The 16563-nt window shown below is 62.0% G+C and carries 17 protein-coding genes and 2 tRNA genes; 18 read left to right on the forward strand and 1 reads right to left on the reverse strand.

From position 1 onward, the window contains the following. Positions 1–44: 44 nt before the first annotated feature. The 8 genes from ACMI1Q_RS03690 (at position 45) to thrC (ending at position 7006) form a co-directional block, all read left to right on the forward strand. Positions 45–1907: a TIGR03960 family B12-binding radical SAM protein gene (locus ACMI1Q_RS03690; protein ID WP_419502852.1), complete on the forward strand. Its 1863-nt coding sequence runs from the start codon at positions 45–47 to the stop codon at positions 1905–1907. After that, positions 1870–2523: a TIGR03936 family radical SAM-associated protein gene (locus tag ACMI1Q_RS03695; RefSeq protein WP_419502853.1), complete on the forward strand. Its 654-nt coding sequence runs from the start codon at positions 1870–1872 to the stop codon at positions 2521–2523. The genes ACMI1Q_RS03690 and ACMI1Q_RS03695 overlap by 38 nt, the downstream gene beginning before the upstream one ends. A gap of 148 nt (positions 2524–2671) precedes the next feature. Then, positions 2672–3016 carry a 50S ribosomal protein L19 gene (gene rplS / locus ACMI1Q_RS03700; RefSeq protein ID WP_394979952.1) on the forward strand — a complete coding sequence of 115 codons (345 nt, stop codon included), beginning with the start codon at positions 2672–2674 and terminating at the stop codon, positions 3014–3016. A 105-nt stretch (positions 3017–3121) separates the two neighbouring features. Next, on the forward strand, positions 3122–3661 hold the full coding sequence (gene lepB / locus ACMI1Q_RS03705) for a signal peptidase I (RefSeq protein WP_394964793.1): 540 nt from the start codon (positions 3122–3124) through the stop codon (positions 3659–3661). Next, positions 3658–4575 carry a ribosome biogenesis GTPase YlqF gene (ylqF, locus tag ACMI1Q_RS03710; protein WP_394979953.1) on the forward strand — a complete coding sequence of 306 codons (918 nt, stop codon included), beginning with the start codon at positions 3658–3660 and terminating at the stop codon, positions 4573–4575. The genes lepB and ylqF overlap by 4 nt, the downstream gene beginning before the upstream one ends. After that, positions 4550–5161, forward strand: coding sequence for a ribonuclease HII (rnhB, locus tag ACMI1Q_RS03715; protein WP_419502854.1), 612 nt, complete (start codon positions 4550–4552; stop codon positions 5159–5161). Before ylqF ends, rnhB begins: the two co-directional genes overlap by 26 nt. Before the next feature lie 3 nt (positions 5162–5164). Beyond that, on the forward strand, positions 5165–5521 hold the full coding sequence (locus ACMI1Q_RS03720; RefSeq protein WP_419502855.1) for a YraN family protein: 357 nt from the start codon (positions 5165–5167) through the stop codon (positions 5519–5521). 33 nt (positions 5522–5554) lie between these two features. Beyond that, positions 5555–7006, forward strand: coding sequence for a threonine synthase (gene thrC, locus ACMI1Q_RS03725; RefSeq protein WP_419502856.1), 1452 nt, complete (start codon positions 5555–5557; stop codon positions 7004–7006). A gap of 62 nt (positions 7007–7068) precedes the next feature. On the opposite strand, the gene ACMI1Q_RS03730 is transcribed toward thrC, so the two are convergent. Beyond that, the gene (locus ACMI1Q_RS03730) at positions 7069–7227 is read right to left on the reverse strand and encodes a DUF1540 domain-containing protein (RefSeq protein ID WP_177522114.1); all 159 of its coding nucleotides are present in this window, start codon (positions 7225–7227) and stop codon (positions 7069–7071) included. A 63-nt stretch (positions 7228–7290) separates the two neighbouring features. On the opposite strand from ACMI1Q_RS03730, the gene ACMI1Q_RS03735 reads away from it, so the two are divergent. From ACMI1Q_RS03735 to ACMI1Q_RS03780, 10 genes are all read left to right on the forward strand, one after another. Further along, positions 7291–7974, forward strand: a complete 684-nt coding sequence (locus tag ACMI1Q_RS03735; protein ID WP_419502857.1) for a metallophosphoesterase — start codon at positions 7291–7293, stop codon at positions 7972–7974. A gap of 69 nt (positions 7975–8043) precedes the next feature. Next, complete coding sequence (gene tig, locus ACMI1Q_RS03740; protein WP_419502858.1) at positions 8044–9345, forward strand: trigger factor; 1302 nt, start codon at positions 8044–8046, stop codon at positions 9343–9345. A 123-nt stretch (positions 9346–9468) separates the two neighbouring features. Next, complete coding sequence (gene clpP, locus ACMI1Q_RS03745) at positions 9469–10053, forward strand: ATP-dependent Clp endopeptidase proteolytic subunit ClpP (RefSeq protein ID WP_419067349.1); 585 nt, start codon at positions 9469–9471, stop codon at positions 10051–10053. Positions 10054–10103: 50 nt separating this feature from the next. After that, the gene (gene clpX, locus ACMI1Q_RS03750) at positions 10104–11423 is read left to right on the forward strand and encodes an ATP-dependent Clp protease ATP-binding subunit ClpX (RefSeq protein ID WP_419502859.1); all 1320 of its coding nucleotides are present in this window, start codon (positions 10104–10106) and stop codon (positions 11421–11423) included. Between the two features lie 83 nt (positions 11424–11506). Next, on the forward strand, positions 11507–13969 hold the full coding sequence (gene lon, locus ACMI1Q_RS03755; protein WP_337576573.1) for an endopeptidase La: 2463 nt from the start codon (positions 11507–11509) through the stop codon (positions 13967–13969). 15 nt (positions 13970–13984) lie between these two features. Next, positions 13985–14575, forward strand: a complete 591-nt coding sequence (gene yihA, locus ACMI1Q_RS03760; protein ID WP_177522120.1) for a ribosome biogenesis GTP-binding protein YihA/YsxC — start codon at positions 13985–13987, stop codon at positions 14573–14575. 7 nt (positions 14576–14582) lie between these two features. Beyond that, positions 14583–15353: a class I SAM-dependent DNA methyltransferase gene (locus ACMI1Q_RS03765; RefSeq protein ID WP_419502860.1), complete on the forward strand. Its 771-nt coding sequence runs from the start codon at positions 14583–14585 to the stop codon at positions 15351–15353. Then, complete coding sequence (hslO, locus tag ACMI1Q_RS03770) at positions 15346–16212, forward strand: Hsp33 family molecular chaperone HslO (protein WP_419502861.1); 867 nt, start codon at positions 15346–15348, stop codon at positions 16210–16212. The genes ACMI1Q_RS03765 and hslO overlap by 8 nt, the downstream gene beginning before the upstream one ends. Positions 16213–16350: 138 nt before the next feature. Further along, positions 16351–16426: transfer RNA gene (locus ACMI1Q_RS03775), tRNA-Gly, on the forward strand. A gap of 7 nt (positions 16427–16433) precedes the next feature. Next, positions 16434–16509: transfer RNA gene (locus ACMI1Q_RS03780), tRNA-Val, on the forward strand. Positions 16510–16563: the final 54 nt, after the last annotated feature.

A 16563-nucleotide genomic window follows, 5' to 3' on the forward strand; every position in this document is an offset into this window, starting at 1 on the left:
CCTGTGCGCCGCCTTTGTGCGGCGCATGTGATGGAGGAACCGCTTTGTTTGACCCGAAATTGAAAGAGGCGCTGGCCCATGTGCAGAAGCCGGGCCGCTATACCGGCGGCGAGCCGGGCTGCATCATCAAGGACAAGGCACAGGTGGACCTGCGCTTTGCCTTCTGCTTCCCCGACACCTACGAGGTGGGCATGTCCTTTTTGGGCATGAAAATTCTCTATGAGCTCTTGAACCAGCAGCCCAACTGGTGGTGCGAGCGCGCCTTCATGCCCTGGGTGGACATGAAAGCGGAGATGGAGCGGGTGGGCCTGCCGCTCTATGCGCTGGAGAGCAAGGACCCTCTCACCGACTTCGACATCGTGGGCTTCACCCTGCAGTATGAGCTGTCTTACAGCAACATCCTCGCCATGCTGGACATGGCGGGCATCCCCCTGCGGGCGGAGGACCGGGGCGAGGAGTGGCCGCTCATCGTGGCGGGCGGGCCCTGCGTCTGCAACGGCGAGCCCCTGGCGGACTTCATCGACATGATGATGCTGGGCGAAGGGGAAGAGCAGCTGCCCCACGTCTGCCGCATCGTGGAGGAGGCCAAGCGGGAAGGCCTGCCCAAGAAAGAGGTGCTGCGCCGCATCGCCGCCGTGCCCGGCTGCTATGTGCCTTCTTTCTATGATGTGACCTATCACGAGGACGGTCGGGTGAAAGCCATCACCCCCAACGACCCCGCGGCCCCCGCAGTCATCACCAAGGCGGTCATCCGGGATATGGACAGCCAGACCCCGCCCACCCACTTCGTGGTGCCCATGGTGGGCGCGGTGCATGACCGCGCCCAGATCGAGGTGCTGCGGGGCTGCGTGCGCGGCTGCCGGTTCTGTCAGGCGGGCTTTTTGTACCGGCCCATGCGCCAGCGCAGCGCGGACAAGCTGAACGAGGCCGCCCGTCAGCTGTGCGACAACACCGGCTATGAGGAGATCAGCCTCACCAGCCTGTCCACCTCCGACCACAGCCAGCTGGAGCCGCTGCTGGACGACCTGCTCACCTGGACCAAGGACGAGCACGTGAGCCTTTCACTGCCCTCGCTGCGCATCGACAACTTCAGCGAAAGTCTGGTGGAAAAGACCAACCGGGTGCGCAAGACCGGCCTGACCTTTGCGCCGGAGGCGGGCACTCAGCGCCTGCGGGACGTCATCAACAAGAACGTCACCTGGCCGGAGATCGAGCGCACCTGCTCCCTGGCCTTCAAGGCGGGCTACACCTCGGTGAAGCTCTACTTCATGATGGGCCTGCCCACCGAGACCATGGAGGATATCGAGGGCATCGCCGACACCGCCCAGAAGGTGGTGGACCTCTATTACGCGAACCCGGACAAGCCCAAGGGCAAGAGCGTGCAGGTGACCATCAGCGTGGCCTGCTTTGTGCCCAAGCCCCACACCCCCTTCCAGTTCGTCCCCCAGGACACCGAGGAACAGCTGAAGGAAAAGCAGCAGCATCTGCTGCACAGCGTGCACAGCAAGAAGATCCACGTGAACTATCACGACAGCTCCATCAGCTTTTTGGAGGCGGTGTTCGCCAAGGGCGACCGCCGTCTGGGCCGGGTGCTGGAGACCGCCTACCGCAAGGGCTGCTTCTTCGACGGCTGGGACGAGTGCTTCCACTACGACCGCTGGATGGAGGCCTTTGCCGAATGCGGGCTGGACACCGCGTTTTATGCCAACCGCTTCATCGGGCTGGACGAAGTCACCCCCTGGAGCCACATGGACTACGGCGTGAGCCACGATTTCCTGGTGCGGGAGTACCAGAAGGCGATGGCCGCTCAGACCACCCCGCCCTGCAACCGCAAGTGCAGCGCCTGCGGGGCCAATAAATTCGTGGGAGGTGCCTGTTTTGACTACAGTAAGGATCTGGTTCACTAAGACCGGCGAGGCCTCCTACATCTCTCTGCTGGACCTGCAGCGGGTGATGCAGCGCTCGCTCAAGCGCAGCGGCCTGCCCGTGTGGTACACTCTGGGCTTCAACCCCCACATCTATATGACCTTCGCCTGCCCGCTGCCTTTGGGGCAGGAGAGCCTGGTGGAGAGCGTGGACGTCAAGACCGAAGAGGAGCAGCCGGACCTGGAAGCGTGGAAGAAGGCGCTGGAGCCGGTGATGCCCCTGGGCGTTGCCGTCACCGCCGTGACCCTGCCCAAATGCAAGGCCGAGCAGATCGCCAGCGCGGTGTATGCGGTGCGCCTGCCCGCCGCGTTTGCGGAAGGTCTGGACCGCTACAACGGGCTGGACGCAGCCCCGGTGCTGAAAAAATCCAAGCGCGGCCAGAAGGAGATCGACCTCAAGGAGCACTGCCCCCGGCTGGACTATGTGCGGGAAGGGGAGGAGGTGTGCTTTGAGATGCAGCTGCCGGCGGGGGAGGGGCTGAACCTCAATCCCAGTCTGTGGCTGGGCTTTCTGCAGGAGCACTGCGGCGTGGACGCCACCCAGGCCCATGTGCTGCGCAAGCGCCTCATCACAAAAAATTCTGAAGATTTTGCCTGAAAATGCTTGCAAAGCGGCAAATGCTGTGCTATCATATTTAGGCGTTAGTGTCCGCTGGCACCATCAGCGGGGTTAATGTACATCATTAAACGGGCGGTCCTCTGCCGATTATCGGGTATGAACGTCATAAAAAATGGAGGATTCATCAATGGACGCAATGCAGATCATCACCCAGGGCATGGTCAAAGAGGACCGGCCCCAGTTCGAGATCGGTGACACCGTTCGGGTCTCCGTTCGCATCAAGGAAGGCGAGCGCGAGCGTATCCAGGCCTTCGAGGGCACTGTGATCGCCAAGAAGCACGGCGGCATCGCCGAGACCTTCACCGTCCGCCGCACTTCCTACGGCGTCGGCGTGGAGCGCGTGTTCCCCGTCAACTCTCCCTTCGTTGAGAAGGTGGAGGTCGTCCGTCACGGCAAGGTGCGCCGGGCCAAGCTGTTCTACCTGCGCAGCCGCACCGGCAAGGCCGCCAAGGTCAAAGAGCAGATCCGCTGATCGAAAGACACAAAAAAAGGGGCAATGGATATTGCCCCTTTTTTTGTTATATGCTACAATAAAATCCATCAAATTTATTCATTATCACGGGGGAGGGAACACATCTTGGAAGAGACCCGTTTCCGGCGCAATGTGGATATTCTGGACTGGTACGACGCGCTGGTGTTCGCGCTGGCGGTGCTGGTCCTTGTGTTCGCCTTCTGCGCCCGCATCGTGGTGGTCAGCGGCAGCTCCATGAACAACACCCTGACCGACGGCGACCGCCTGCTGGTGCAAAGCACCTTCTACACCCCGCAGCGGGGCGACGTGGTGGTGGTGGACAGCTACATCAACTACGGCAAGCCGCTGGTCAAGCGCGTCATCGCCAAGGGCGGCGACACGGTGGACATCGACGTGGAGCAGGGCCTTGTGTATGTGAACGGCGAGGCCCTGGACGAGCCCTATGTGCCGGAGGGCACTCTCTCCACCGGCAACGTGGAGTTCCCCCTCACCGTGCCGGAGGGAACGCTGTTCCTGATGGGCGACAACCGCCAGCACTCCACCGACAGCCGCAGCAGTGATGTGGGCTTCATCGACGAGCGGGACATCCTGGGCAAGGTGGTCCTGCGGATCTACCCGTTCAATAAAATAGGTCTTATCCAATGAGCAACGAATTTGTGAACCGCCGCAACATCCAGTGGTTTCCCGGCCACATGGCCAAGACCCTGCGGCTCATCGAAGCAAATCTGAAAAACGTGGATGTGGTGCTCCAGCTGCTGGACGCCCGCATCCCCCTGAGCAGCCTGAACCCTGAATTGCAGCGCCTCACTGCCTCAAAGCCCCGCCTGTATGTGATGAACAAGGCGGACCTGGCCGACCCGGCGCTCACCAAGGCGTGGCAGGCTTATTTCCGCGCGGCGGGGGCCGGATGCGTGGCCATCAGCGCAAAGCAGAAGGGCAGCGCCGGACAGGTGCGCAGCGCCATCGAGGCGGAACTGCGGGAACTGCTGGAAAAGCGTGCCGGCAAAGGCATGGCGGGCGCCCGCATCCGCGTGATGGTGGTTGGTATTCCCAACGTGGGCAAATCCACCTTCATCAACAACTTCGCAGGAACCACCCGCGCCAAAGCCGCCGACAAGCCCGGCGTCACCCGGGGCAAGCAGTGGGTCACCGTGGGCAACTATGACCTTCTGGATATGCCCGGCGTGCTCTGGAAAAAATTCGACAGCCTTGAGACCGCCACGAACCTTGCGTTCATCGGCTCCATCAAGGACGACATTCTGGACATCGAAGAGCTGGCCATGGGCCTTGTGGCGCAGATGCAGACGGTCTATCCCGACCGGCTGGCCCAGCGCTACAAGCTGAGCGAACAGCAGGTGACCGAACTGGGCCCCTGGGAACTGGTGGAGGCCATCGGCCGTGCCCGCGGCATGCTCGTCAGCGGCGGCGAAGTGAACACCGAGCGCGCCGCCATCATGCTGGTGGACGAATTCCGCGCCAGCAAGTGGGGCCGCATCACCCTCGAAACGCCGCCCCGCCGGGAGGAACAGCAGGATGGAAACGAACAGCCCTCTGTATGAATACGACGCCGCTGTCCGTGCGCAGCACGGGCTCTTCTGCGGCGTGGACGAGGCGGGCCGCGGCCCTCTTTGCGGGCCGGTGTGCTGCGCGGCGGTCATCCTGGACCCGGAGAACCCTGTGCCCGGGGTGAACGACTCCAAGAAGCTCAGCGAGAAAAAGCGGGAAGCTCTCTTTGATGAGATCAAGGAGAAAGCGCTTGCTTACCAAATCGTTTTTGTGAGTCCGCAGGAGATCGACGAAAAAAACATCCTCTGGGCCACCATGGCCGGCATGGAGCGGGCGGTGGCTGGCCTTGACCCCGCGCCCGCTTTCGCGGTGGTGGACGGCAACCGTGTGCCGCCGCAGCTCATCGTTCCGGCGCTGGCCCAGGTGAAGGGCGACGGCGTGTGCGCCAGCGTGGCGGCCGCGTCCATCCTCGCCAAGGTCAGCCGGGACCGCTATATGCTGGAACTGGACCGGCAGTACCCCCAGTACCAGCTGGCAAAGCACAAAGGGTATCCCACCAAGCTGCACTATGAACTGCTGGAGCGCTACGGCATCCAGCCCTTCTACCGGCGCAGCTTTTTGAAAAAGCTGGGGTATTGAGCCATGGACGCAAAGGCGTTCGGCCAAAAAGGCGAGGCTGCCGCGGCCCGGTATTACCTTGACCGGGGATGCCGGCTTCTGGCCCACAACTACCGCACCCGCATGGGCGAGCTGGACCTTGTGCTGATGGAAGGGGAGACGGTGGTCATCGCGGAGGTGAAATCCCGCAGCGAGACCCGCCGTGGCCCCGCGGCCGAGGCGGTGGGGCCCGCAAAGCAGCGGCGCATCATCCTCGCCGCCCAGCGGTTTTTGCAGCAGTCCGGCCTGTCGGAGCATCCTGTGCGCTTCGACGTGGTGGAGGTCACGCACGCCGAGGGCGGCCTGCTGGTACATTGCATCCGAAGCGCCTTCGAACTTTAAAAAAGGCGCAGGAAAGATAGAGGGGGAATCGACATGCAGTTCATTACCACTCGCGGCGCGGGCCAGCCGGTCAGCGCAGCCCGGGCCATCTGCCTCGGCCTTGCCGGCGACGGCGGCCTGTTCGTGCCGGAACAGTTCCCTTCGGTGGACCTGCACCAGGCGCTGGCCCAGCCGGATTATCCCGCGCTGGCGGCGTTCATTCTGGAGCAGTTCCTCACCGACTATGACCCTGCCTTCCTGCGCCAGACGGTGCGGCAGGTCTACGGCGAGGCCTTCGGCGAAGGCACCGCGCCGCTGCACAAGGCGGGGGACGGGATGTACAGCCTGGAACTGTGGCACGGCCCCACCTGTGCCTTCAAGGACTTTGCCCTGCAGTTGATGCCCCGCCTGCTGGTGGAGGCAAAGCGCATGCTGGGCGATTCCACCACCACCGCCATTCTGGTGGCCACTTCCGGCGACACCGGCAAGGCCGCCCTGGCGGGCTACTGCGACGTGCCGGGCGTTACCATCACGGTGTTCTATCCCAGCCACGGCACCAGCGAAGTCCAGCGGCTGCAGATGACCACCCAGCAGGGTGAGAACGTGGCCGTCTACGCGGTGCAGGGCAACTTTGACGACGCCCAGACCGGCGTGAAGCGGGTCTTTTCCGACCCGGACGTGGCAAAGCAACTGGCCGCGAAGGGCGTGCAGCTTTCCAGCGCCAATTCCATCAACTGGGGCCGCCTTGTGCCCCAGATCGTCTACTACTTCCACGCTTACAGCCAGCTGGTGCGTTCCGGCGCGCTCAAGGCGGGGGAGAAGGCGGACTTCTGCGTGCCCACCGGCAACTTCGGCGACATCCTGGCCGGCTGGTACGCAAAGCAGATGGGCCTGCCCGTTGGCAAGCTGATCTGTGCGTCCAACAAAAACGACGTGCTCACCGAGTTCTTCGTCACCGGCGTGTACAATGCCCGCCGTCCCTTCTACCGCACCACGTCGCCCTCCATGGACATTCTGGTGTCCTCCAACCTGGAGCGGCTGCTCTATCACATGGCAGGGGCGGAAAAGGTTAAGGGCTGGATGAAGCAGCTCTTCGAGACCGGGTCTTACGAAGTGGAGCCGGAGGTGATGGAGCGGATCCGTGCCGACTTCGGCGCCGCCTGCGCCGACGACGAGACCGCCGCGGCCCAGATCCGTTCGCTCTTTGAGGCGCAGGGCTACCTCTGCGACCCCCACACCGCCGTGGCCTTCAGCGCCGCGCGCAGGAACAAGGGCGATGCGCCCATGGTGGTGCTCTCCACTGCCAGCCCCTTCAAGTTCCCGAAGGACGTGCTGGCAGCCCTGGGCCAGCCCCTGCCGGAAGATGAGTTCGAGGCCATGGCTGCCTTGGCGCAGTATGCCGGGCAGCCCGCACCCCAGGCGCTGGCCTGCCTGCGCAGCCTGCCGGAGCGGTTCAGCACCACCATCCGCCCCGACGCTCTGCGTGACGTGGTGTTGGGCGAGTAAACAAAAAACGACCCGCGGAACCAGGTTCCACGGGCCGTTTTTGGGAGCCTTTGCCGGGGCGGTCACACCTCGGTGAAGGTCTCGCACTTGGTTCTGCCGATGTCGTCGTAGCAGTTGTTGACGTGGATGGTGCCGGCAGTGCAGCAGCTGGAACCGTTGTTGTAAACACAGTTCTTCACGTCACAGCAGATACCGTTGATGACAGGTTCGTTCGGATTCATTGTTCTTTCCCCCTTTTCTGGCCTTATTGTGCCCGGTGCGCCGGCGATTATCAGGAGGTACGCATGGCAATTTTTGTAATAGGCGATCTGCACCTCTCGCTGGGCGCCGATAAGCCGATGGACAAGTTCCCCGGCTGGCAGGGCTATGTGCAGCGCATCCGGGAGAACTGGCTGCGTCTGGTCGCCCCCGGCGACACGGTGGTGCTTGCGGGGGACACCAGCTGGGGCATGAAACTGGAAGAAGCGGCCCCGGACTTTGAATTTCTGGAACAGCTGCCGGGGCAGAAGCTGCTTTTGAAAGGCAACCACGACTACTGGTGGACCACCGCCCGCAAGATGGAGGCTTTTTTTGAGACGCAGGGCTTTGCCAGCCTGCACCTGCTGCACAACAATGCGTATCACGTGGAGGGGCTTGCCCTCTGCGGCACCCGCAGCTGGCTCTTCGAGCCGGACGAGCCCCACGACGAAAAGGTGATGAACCGGGAACTGGGCCGCCTGAAAGCCAGCCTTGAAGCGGCGGGGGAGACGGACGAGGAGAAGGTCGTGTTCCTTCACTATCCGCCGGTCTATCCCGGAACAAGCTCCCCGCAGGTCATCGAAGTGATGCGCGAGTTCGGGGTCAAGCGCTGCTTTTACGGCCACCTGCACGGCGCCTCTGTGCGCGCGGCGGTGCAGGGGGAGGTGGACGGGCTGGAATACCGCCTGATTTCGGCCGATGCACTGCGGTTTTGCCCCCATAAAATTTAGGAAAAGTATGGATTTCTGGCCATACGCATGATATAATAAAATGAATCTCTTTGTACGGAGGCTATATTAATGAATCTTGTAAAAAGCGAAAAGCTTGAAAAAAGCATGCACGAGCTGCAGTTCTCTGTGGACGCCGAGACCTTCAAGGCCGCCATTGAGAAGGCCTACAAGCGCGAAGGCAAAAAGTACAATGTTCCCGGTTTCCGCAAGGGCCATGCGCCCCGCGCGGTGATCGAAAAAATGTACGGCGCCGACATCTTCCACTACGACGCCATCAACGACCTGTTCCCCGAGGCCTATGAGGCCGCGGTGGTCGAGTCCGGCATCCAGCCCGTGGGCCGTCCCGAGGCGGACGTGGTCTCCGAGAGCCTGGAAGACGGCGTGGTGCTCAAGGTCACCGTGGCTGTGAAGCCCGAGATCAAGGTGGGCAACTACACCGGTTTAAAGGCCACCAAGAAGGTCAATACTGTGGACGACGCCGACGTTGAAGCCGAGCTGGTCCGCATGCAGAACCGCAACGGCCGCATCATCACCCGCGAGGGTAAGGCCGAGAACGGCGACACCGTGGATATGGACTTCGAGGGCTTTGTGGACGGCGTCGCCTTTGAGGGCGGCAAGGCCGAGCACTACAGCCTGGTGCTGGGCAGCGGCAGCTTCATCCCCGGCTTTGAGGATCAGCTGATCGGCCACGAGGCCGGCGAGGAGTTTGACGTGAACGTCACCTTCCCCGAGGAGTATCAGGCCAAGGAGCTGGCCGGCAAGCCCGCCGTGTTCAAAATCAAGCTGCACGAGGTCAAGACCAAGGAGCTGCCCGCTCTGGACGACGAGTTCGCCAAGGACGTGAGCGAGTACGACACCCTGGACGAGCTGAAGGCCAGCATCCGCAAGGGCATGGAAGAGCAGAACGAGAAGCAGGCTGCTCTGGCCGTGGAGAACGATCTGGTGGACCAGGTCATCGCCACCATCGAGGGCGACATCCCCGAGGCTATGTACGAAGCCCGCATGGACGAAGCCGTGCGCGACTTTGAGTACCGCCTGGCGCAGCAGGGCCTGAAGCTGGATATGTACCTGCAGTACATGGGCCAGACCATGGAGTCCTTCCGCGCTTCCTTCCGCGAGCAGGCCGAGAAGCAGGTGAAGATCCGCCTGGCTCTGGAGGCCGTTGCCGCCGCCGAGCAGATCGTCGCTTCCGACGAGGAGCTGGAGGACGAGCTGCAGCGCGTTGCCGACAACTACAAGATGGAACTGGCCAAGGTCAAGGAGCTGGTCAATGCCGACGAGGTCAAGAAGGATCTGGCGGTGAACAAGGCCATCGACTTCATCCGCGACCACGCCGAGATCACCGAGGAGAAGGTCGCCAAGGAGGGCTGATCTGCCCAAAGGCCCCTTCGCCTTACATAAGCCGTCCTGCATTGACCGATACGCGCTCTGCGGTCCGTATCGGTCAATTTTGCAAGACCGCTTACATTTTTTCTCACAGGGAGGTACAGCCAAATGAGTTTGGTTCCTTACGTTGTGGAGCAGACCGCCCGCGGCGAGCGCTCTTACGACATCTTTTCCCGCCTTTTGAACGACCGCATCATCATGCTCAGCGATGAGGTCAACGACGCCACCGCCAGCCTGGTGGTGGCCCAGCTGCTCTATCTGGAAGGGCAGGACAGCGAAAAGGACATCAGCCTGTACATCAACAGCCCGGGCGGATCCATCAGCGCTGGCATGGCCATTCACGACACCATGAAGTATATCAAGTGCGACGTGTCCACCATCTGCATGGGCATGGCCGCCTCCATGGGCGCCTTCCTGCTGGCCAGCGGCGCCAAGGGCAAGCGCCTCGCGCTGCCCAACGCCGAGATCATGATCCACCAGCCGCTGCTCAGCGGCCTGCAGGGTCAGACCACCGACATCAAGATCCATGCCGACCACATGGTGCGCACCCGCGAGCGCATGAACCGCATGCTCAGCGAATACACCGGCCAGCCCATCGAAAAGATCATGACCGACACCGAGCGCGATAACTTCATGTCCGCCCAGGAGGCCGCTGACTACGGCCTGATCGACGCGGTCATCACCAAACGGTAAACAATCCGCGCGGCGCCCACAGGCGCGCCCCGCATCGTTTAGGGGTAACTATGGCAAACAATTCGAACGGAAAAGACAAAGACAAGAACCTGCGCTGCAGCTTCTGCGGCAAAAGCCAGGATGAAGTGGAGCGCATGATCATCGGCCCCGGCGTCAACATCTGCAACGAGTGCATCACGCTGTGCTCCTCGCTGCTGGACGAAGACGGCAAGCCGGACGCGCCGAAAGCGGCGTCCCGCCGGAACGCCGCCCGCCACGCCGCTCCCACCCTGGACCCGGTGAACGTGCTGACCCCTTCCGAGATCAAGGAAGGGCTTGACCGTTACGTCATCGGCCAGGACGAGGCCAAGCGGGTGCTGGCGGTTTCGGTCTACAACCACTACAAGCGCATCCTCAGCGGCGAAAACAAGAACGACGTGGAGCTGCAGAAGAGCAACGTGCTGCTGCTGGGTCCCTCCGGCGTGGGCAAGACCCTGCTGGCCCAGACCCTGGCCAAAATGTTGGGCGTGCCCTTCGCCATCGCCGACGCCACCACCCTCACTGAGGCCGGCTACGTGGGCGAGGACGTGGAGAACATTCTGCTCAAGCTCATCCAGGCCGCTGACTTTGATGTGAAGCGGGCGGAGATCGGCATCATCTACATCGACGAGATCGACAAGATCACCCGCAAGAGCGAAAACCCCTCCATCACCCGCGACGTGGGCGGCGAGGGCGTGCAGCAGGCGCTGCTGAAGATCCTGGAGGGCACCGTGAGCAACGTGCCGCCTCAGGGCGGGCGCAAGCATCCCCAGCAGGAGTTCATCCAGATCGACACCAAGAACATCCTGTTCATCTGCGGCGGTGCTTTCGACGGCCTGGACAAAACCATCCAGCGCCGCACTGACTCCTCCTCCCTGGGTTTTGGCAGCAAATTGCGCGACACATCCGCCCAGGAGAAACAGAACCTCCTGCGCAAGGTGGAGCCGGACGATCTGGTCAAATTCGGCCTTATCCCGGAGCTCATCGGCCGTCTGCCGGTGGTCACCGTGCTGGACCCGCTGGACGAGGATGCCCTCATCCGGGTGCTCAAGGAGCCGAAGAACAGCGTCATCAAGCAGTATCAGGCCTTGATGCAGATGGACAACGTGGACCTGGAGTTCACCGACGAGGCCCTGCGCGCCGTGGCCAAAAAGACCATCGAGCGCAAGAGCGGCGCCCGCGGCCTGCGCAGCGTGATGGAAAGCATCCTGATCCCCGTCATGTATCAGGTGCCCAGCGACCCCACCATCGTCAAGGTCACCATCACGCCTGAGACCGTGGGGGGCGGCGAGCCCGTGCTGGAATACGGCGCGGTGCGCAAGCGCTACAAGAACACTGTTCCTGTGGTGTAAACGCAATAAACTTTACAGAAAAATATTCCAAAATCGAAACGGTACGAGCAATTTGCCCGTACCGTTTTTGGGAGGGAATGCCAATGTCTGAACGAGTAAAAATCAAAGTGGAACACAATGTGCTGCATCTGCCGGCCATTGCCCTGCGCGGGCTTGTGGTGTTCCCGGGAAGCGTCATTCATTTCGAGGTCGGCAGGGAGAAGAGCATTGCCGCCATTGAGTGGGCGATGGCCAACGCCAGCCCCATTTTCCTCATCACCCAACGTGAGATGGACGTGGAGGAACCCGCCACTGCCGACTTGTACCGCTACGGTGTGGTGGCCCAGGTCAAGCAGGTGATGCGCGTCTCCGACGATCTGGTGAAGGTGTTGGTGGAAGGGCAGTACCGTGCCCGTCTTCTGGCGCTGGAAAGCGGCGAGAAGATGCTCAACGTCACTGTGAAGGAGGCCCCGGTGCGGGGCCTTCAGCAGGCGGGCAGCGTCAACGCCGAAGCGCTGGTGCGCAGCCTGAAAATCGCCTTTGAGGCCTATCTTCAGCTCAATCCCCGCATGCCCAAGGATGTGGTGTACACCATCCTTTCCAGCAGCGACGCGGCCTTTTTGAGCGAGTACATCCCTGCGAACCTTCTGTTCAAATACCAGGACAAACAGACTGTTCTGGAGCAGAACACCCTGATGGGCCGCCTTCAGACCACCTTGGACCTGCTCTATCGCGAGAACCAGGTCCTGACCCTTGAAAAGGAGATTCAGGACAAGGTCAACGACCAGATGGAGAAGAACCAGCGGGACTACTATCTGCGGGAGCAGATGCGGGCCATCGCCACCGAACTGGACGGAGACGACGACGTCCGCTATGAGTCCGAGCGGTATCTTGACCAGATCCATGCCCTCAGCCTGCCGGAGGAAGCCACCGAAAAGCTGGAAAAAGAGGCGGAGCGCCTGGGCAAGATGCAGGGCAACAGCCAGGAGGCGGCGGTCATCCGCACCTATCTGGACACCTGCCTTGCGCTGCCTTGGGGCGTTTACACCCCCGACGATTTGGACCTTGCCCGGGCGGAAAAACACCTGAACCGGGAGCACTATGGTCTGAAAAAGGTCAAGGACCGCATTCTGGAACTGCTGGCGGTGCGCATGCTCAACCCGGACGCCAAGGGGCAGATCCTCTGCCTTGCCGGCCCTCCGGGCGTGGGCAAGACCAGCATCGCCCACTCCATCGCCGAGTGCATGGGCCGCAAGTATGCGCGCATGAGCCTGGGCGGCGTGCGGGACGAAGCGGAGATCCGCGGCCACCGGCGCACCTATGTGGGCGCGATGCCCGGCAAGATCATCAGCGCGGTCACCACCGCCAAGAGCATGAACCCGCTCATCCTGCTGGACGAGATCGACAAGCTTGCCGCCGATTTCCGGGGCGACCCGGCCGCGGCGCTGCTGGAAACGCTGGACCCCGAGCAGAACAAGACCTTCAAGGACCACTACCTTGACATCCCTTTCGACCTGAGCCAGGTGTTCTTCATCACCACGGCCAACGACCTCTCCGCCATCCCGGCCCCGCTGCTGGACCGCATGGACGTCATCGAGCTGCCCAGCTACACCCGGGAGGAGAAGTTCAACATCGCCAAGCGGCACCTGCTGCCCAAGCAGCTGAAAAAGACCGGCCTGGAGGGCCGGGTCAACCTGACCGCGGGGGCCATCTACGGCCTTATTGACGGCTACACCCAGGAGGCCGGCGTGCGCGGCCTGGAACGGGCCATCACTGAGGTGCTGCGCAAGTGCGCCCGCAAGGTGGCCTCCGGCCAGGAGCAGAAGGTCACCGTCACCGCCGCGAATCTGGAATCCCTGATGGGGCCCCGGCGCGTCAAGCCGGACTTCTACAACCGCTCCAACGCGGTGGGCATCGCCAACGGCCTTGCCTGGACCAGCGTGGGCGGCGCCATCCTGCCCATCGAGGTGCAGACCATCCCGGGCGGCTCGGGCAAAATTGAGCTCACCGGCTCTCTGGGCGATGTGATGAAAGAGAGCGCCCATCTGGCGGTCACCTTCGCCCGGGTGCATGCTGGCGAATACGGCATCGACCCCGAACAGCTCAAAAACTACGACCTGCACATCCATGCCCCCGAAGGCGCGGTGCCGAAGGACGGCCCTTCCGCAGGCGTTACCCTTGCCACCGCGCTCATTTCCTGCCTGTCCGGCATTCCCGTGCGGGCAGATGTGGCCATGACCGGCGAGATCACCCTCCACGGCGACGTGCTGCCCATTGGCGGGCTGAAAGAGAAGAGCATGGCGGCCTACCGGCAGGGCATCAAGACGGTGCTCATTCCCCAGGCAAACCAGAGCGATTTGTACGACGTGGACGATGAGGTCAAAAAGGCCATTCGCTTTGTGCCGGTGAGCCGGCTGGAACAGGTGCTGAACCACGCGCTGCTCACCCCGCGCCAGGGCCGCCGGGCCCAGAGCCGCGCAAAGCAGGCCGCCGCCCCTGAAAAGGTCCCCGCCGGGCTGGTAGCCCCCGGGGAACAGCGCCCGCAGGAAGCCCACCTGCCTCAGTAACAAAGGAGACGGTTTATGAACTACCAGAAAGCTGACTTCCAGGCCTCTTACGGCCTTTCCAGCCAGCTACCCGACAGCGACCGGCCGGAGTTCGTCTTTTCCGGCCGGTCCAACGTGGGAAAATCCAGCCTCATCAACAAACTCTGCAACCGCAAAAACCTTGCGCGGGTCAGCGCCACGCCGGGCAAAACGGCCACCATCAACTTCTACACGGTGGACTCTGCCTACTTTGTGGACCTGCCCGGTTATGGCTATGCAAAGGTCTCCGCGGCGGACCGCCAGCGGTGGGACCAGCTGATCAACAGCTATTTTGACGCCGCGCGCAACTGCGTTCTGCTTGTCCAGCTGCTGGACAGCCGTCATGCCCCCTCCGCCGATGATATGCAGATGCTGGAGTATCTGCGCTACCGGGGCATTCCCTTTGTGGCGGCGCTGACCAAGGCGGACAAACTGAAGAAAAGCGAGATCGCCAAAAAGAGGGAAGAGTTTGCCTTTCTGACAGAAGAGTTCGGCTGCCGGCAGATCATACTTACCAGCAGTGAAACGGGCCTTGGCATCGAGGAGCTGCGGGCGGTCTTTGACGGCCTGCTCACGGGCGAGGTGTAAAGGCGTAATGGCTTACAATGAATTTGCCTACTTTTACGATGAGCTGAACGGCGAGGCGGACTACGACGCGCTGTATACTTATGTGAAAGAGCAGCTGGACGCCCATGGCGTGGCCGACGGCATCGTAGCGGACCTGGGGTGCGGCACCGGCGATCTGACGCTGATGCTCACCCAGGCAGGTTACGACATGATCGGGGTGGACCAGTCGGAGGAGATGCTGGCTGTTCTGCGGGAAAAGGCGGACGAGCTGGGCATCTCCCAGCGGCTGCTTTTGCTCCGGCAGGACATCCTGGACCTGGACCTGTTCGGCACCATCAGGGGCGCTGTGTCCACCTTCGACACCTACAACCACATCGGTCCCGCGCCTCGCTTCGAGCAGGCGGTGGCCAAGGCGGCCTTTTTCATGGAAAAGGGCGGCGTGTTCATCTTTGACCTGAACACGCCCTACAAGCATCGGCAGGTGCTGGCGGACAACGAGTTCGTGCTGGAAGGGCCGGACGCGGTGTGCCGCTGGCGCAACGCCTGTTCGCCGGAGGGGGACCGGGTGGACATCTCCATCCAGATCGACTACCTTGACACCGGCGAGGTGTTCCGGGAGCAGTTTTCGGAGTATACCTACGAGGCGGACTATGTGAAGCGGGTGCTGGAACAGAGCGGCTTTGCACTGGCCGACCTGCGGGACGGCGAGACCTTCGGCCCGCTGCGGCCGGAGAGCCAGCGCTACATTTTTACAGCGGTCAAACAATACACACAATTGGAGAAGACAGACAATGGCTAACATGATTCGCGGCATTTCCGACAATGGCGGCGTTGTGTTCTACGGTGTGGATTCCACCAACATCGTGGCCGAAGCCGAGCGCATCCACAAGACCAGCGCCGTCACCAGCGCGGCCCTGGGGCGGCTGCTCACCGCCGCTTCCATGATGGGCATCACCCTCAAAAGCGAGCAGGATTCCCTGACCCTGCGCCTCAACGGCGGCGGGCCTGCCGGCACCGTTCTGGCGGTGGCCGACGGCGCGGGCTGCGTGAAGGGGTATGTGCAGAACCCGGTGGTTGAGCTGCCTCTGCGGGGCGACGGCAAACTGGACGTGGGCGGCGCCGTGGGCAAGGACGGAACCCTGAGCGTGGTGCGCGACCTGGGCCTGAAGGAGCCCTATGTGGGCCAGATCCCGCTGGTGAGCGGGGAAGTGGCCGAGGACATCACCGCCTACTACGCCACCAGCGAGCAGACCCCCACCGTGTGTGCCCTGGGTGTGCTGGTCAACCCGGACCTGTCCATCCAGTGCGCGGGCGGCTACATGATCCAGCTTCTGCCCGGCGCCACCGAGCAGGAGATCACCATGCTGGAACAGAACGTGGCCAAGGCCCCCAGCGTCACCAAGCTTTTGCAGCAGGGGATGGACCCCAAGGCCATCATGGAGCTGGTGCTGCAGAGCTTCGACCCGCAGGTGCTGGACGAGTACGACGTATCCTATAAATGTGACTGCAGCCGCCAGCGGGTGGAGCGCGCGCTGCTGAGCATGGGCCGTCAGGAGCTGGAAAGCCTCGCCAAGGAAGAAAAGTGCGTAGAAGTGAACTGCCAGTTCTGCGACAAGACCTACAACGTGGATGTGGCAAAACTTCTGAAATCCCTGTAAATTCTTTGCAAAACCACATGGTTTGCCCGTCTTTGGAGAAACTAAAATAAAGTTGAGAAATAGTCTTGACAAAGCAGGAAAGATGCGGTAAAATAAACACCGTCGCCAAACGAGATTGGCGGTGCAAACCATGGATTTGCGGCTTTAGCTCATCTGGTAGAGCGCCACCTTGCCAAGGTGGAGGTAGCGAGTTCGAGCCTCGTAAGCCGCTCCATTTTCAAGGAAGTTTAGCTCAGCTGGGAGAGCATCTGCCTTACAAGCAGAGGGTCAGCGGTTCGAGCCCGTTAACTTCCACCACCGTGGCCCGGTAGTTCAGTTGGTTAGAACGCTAGCCTGTCACGCTAGAGGTCG

The sequence above is a fragment of the Candidatus Allofournierella excrementavium genome, from assembly GCF_048526665.1.
GTDB classification, from domain to species: domain Bacteria; phylum Bacillota; class Clostridia; order Oscillospirales; family Ruminococcaceae; genus Allofournierella_A; species Allofournierella_A excrementavium.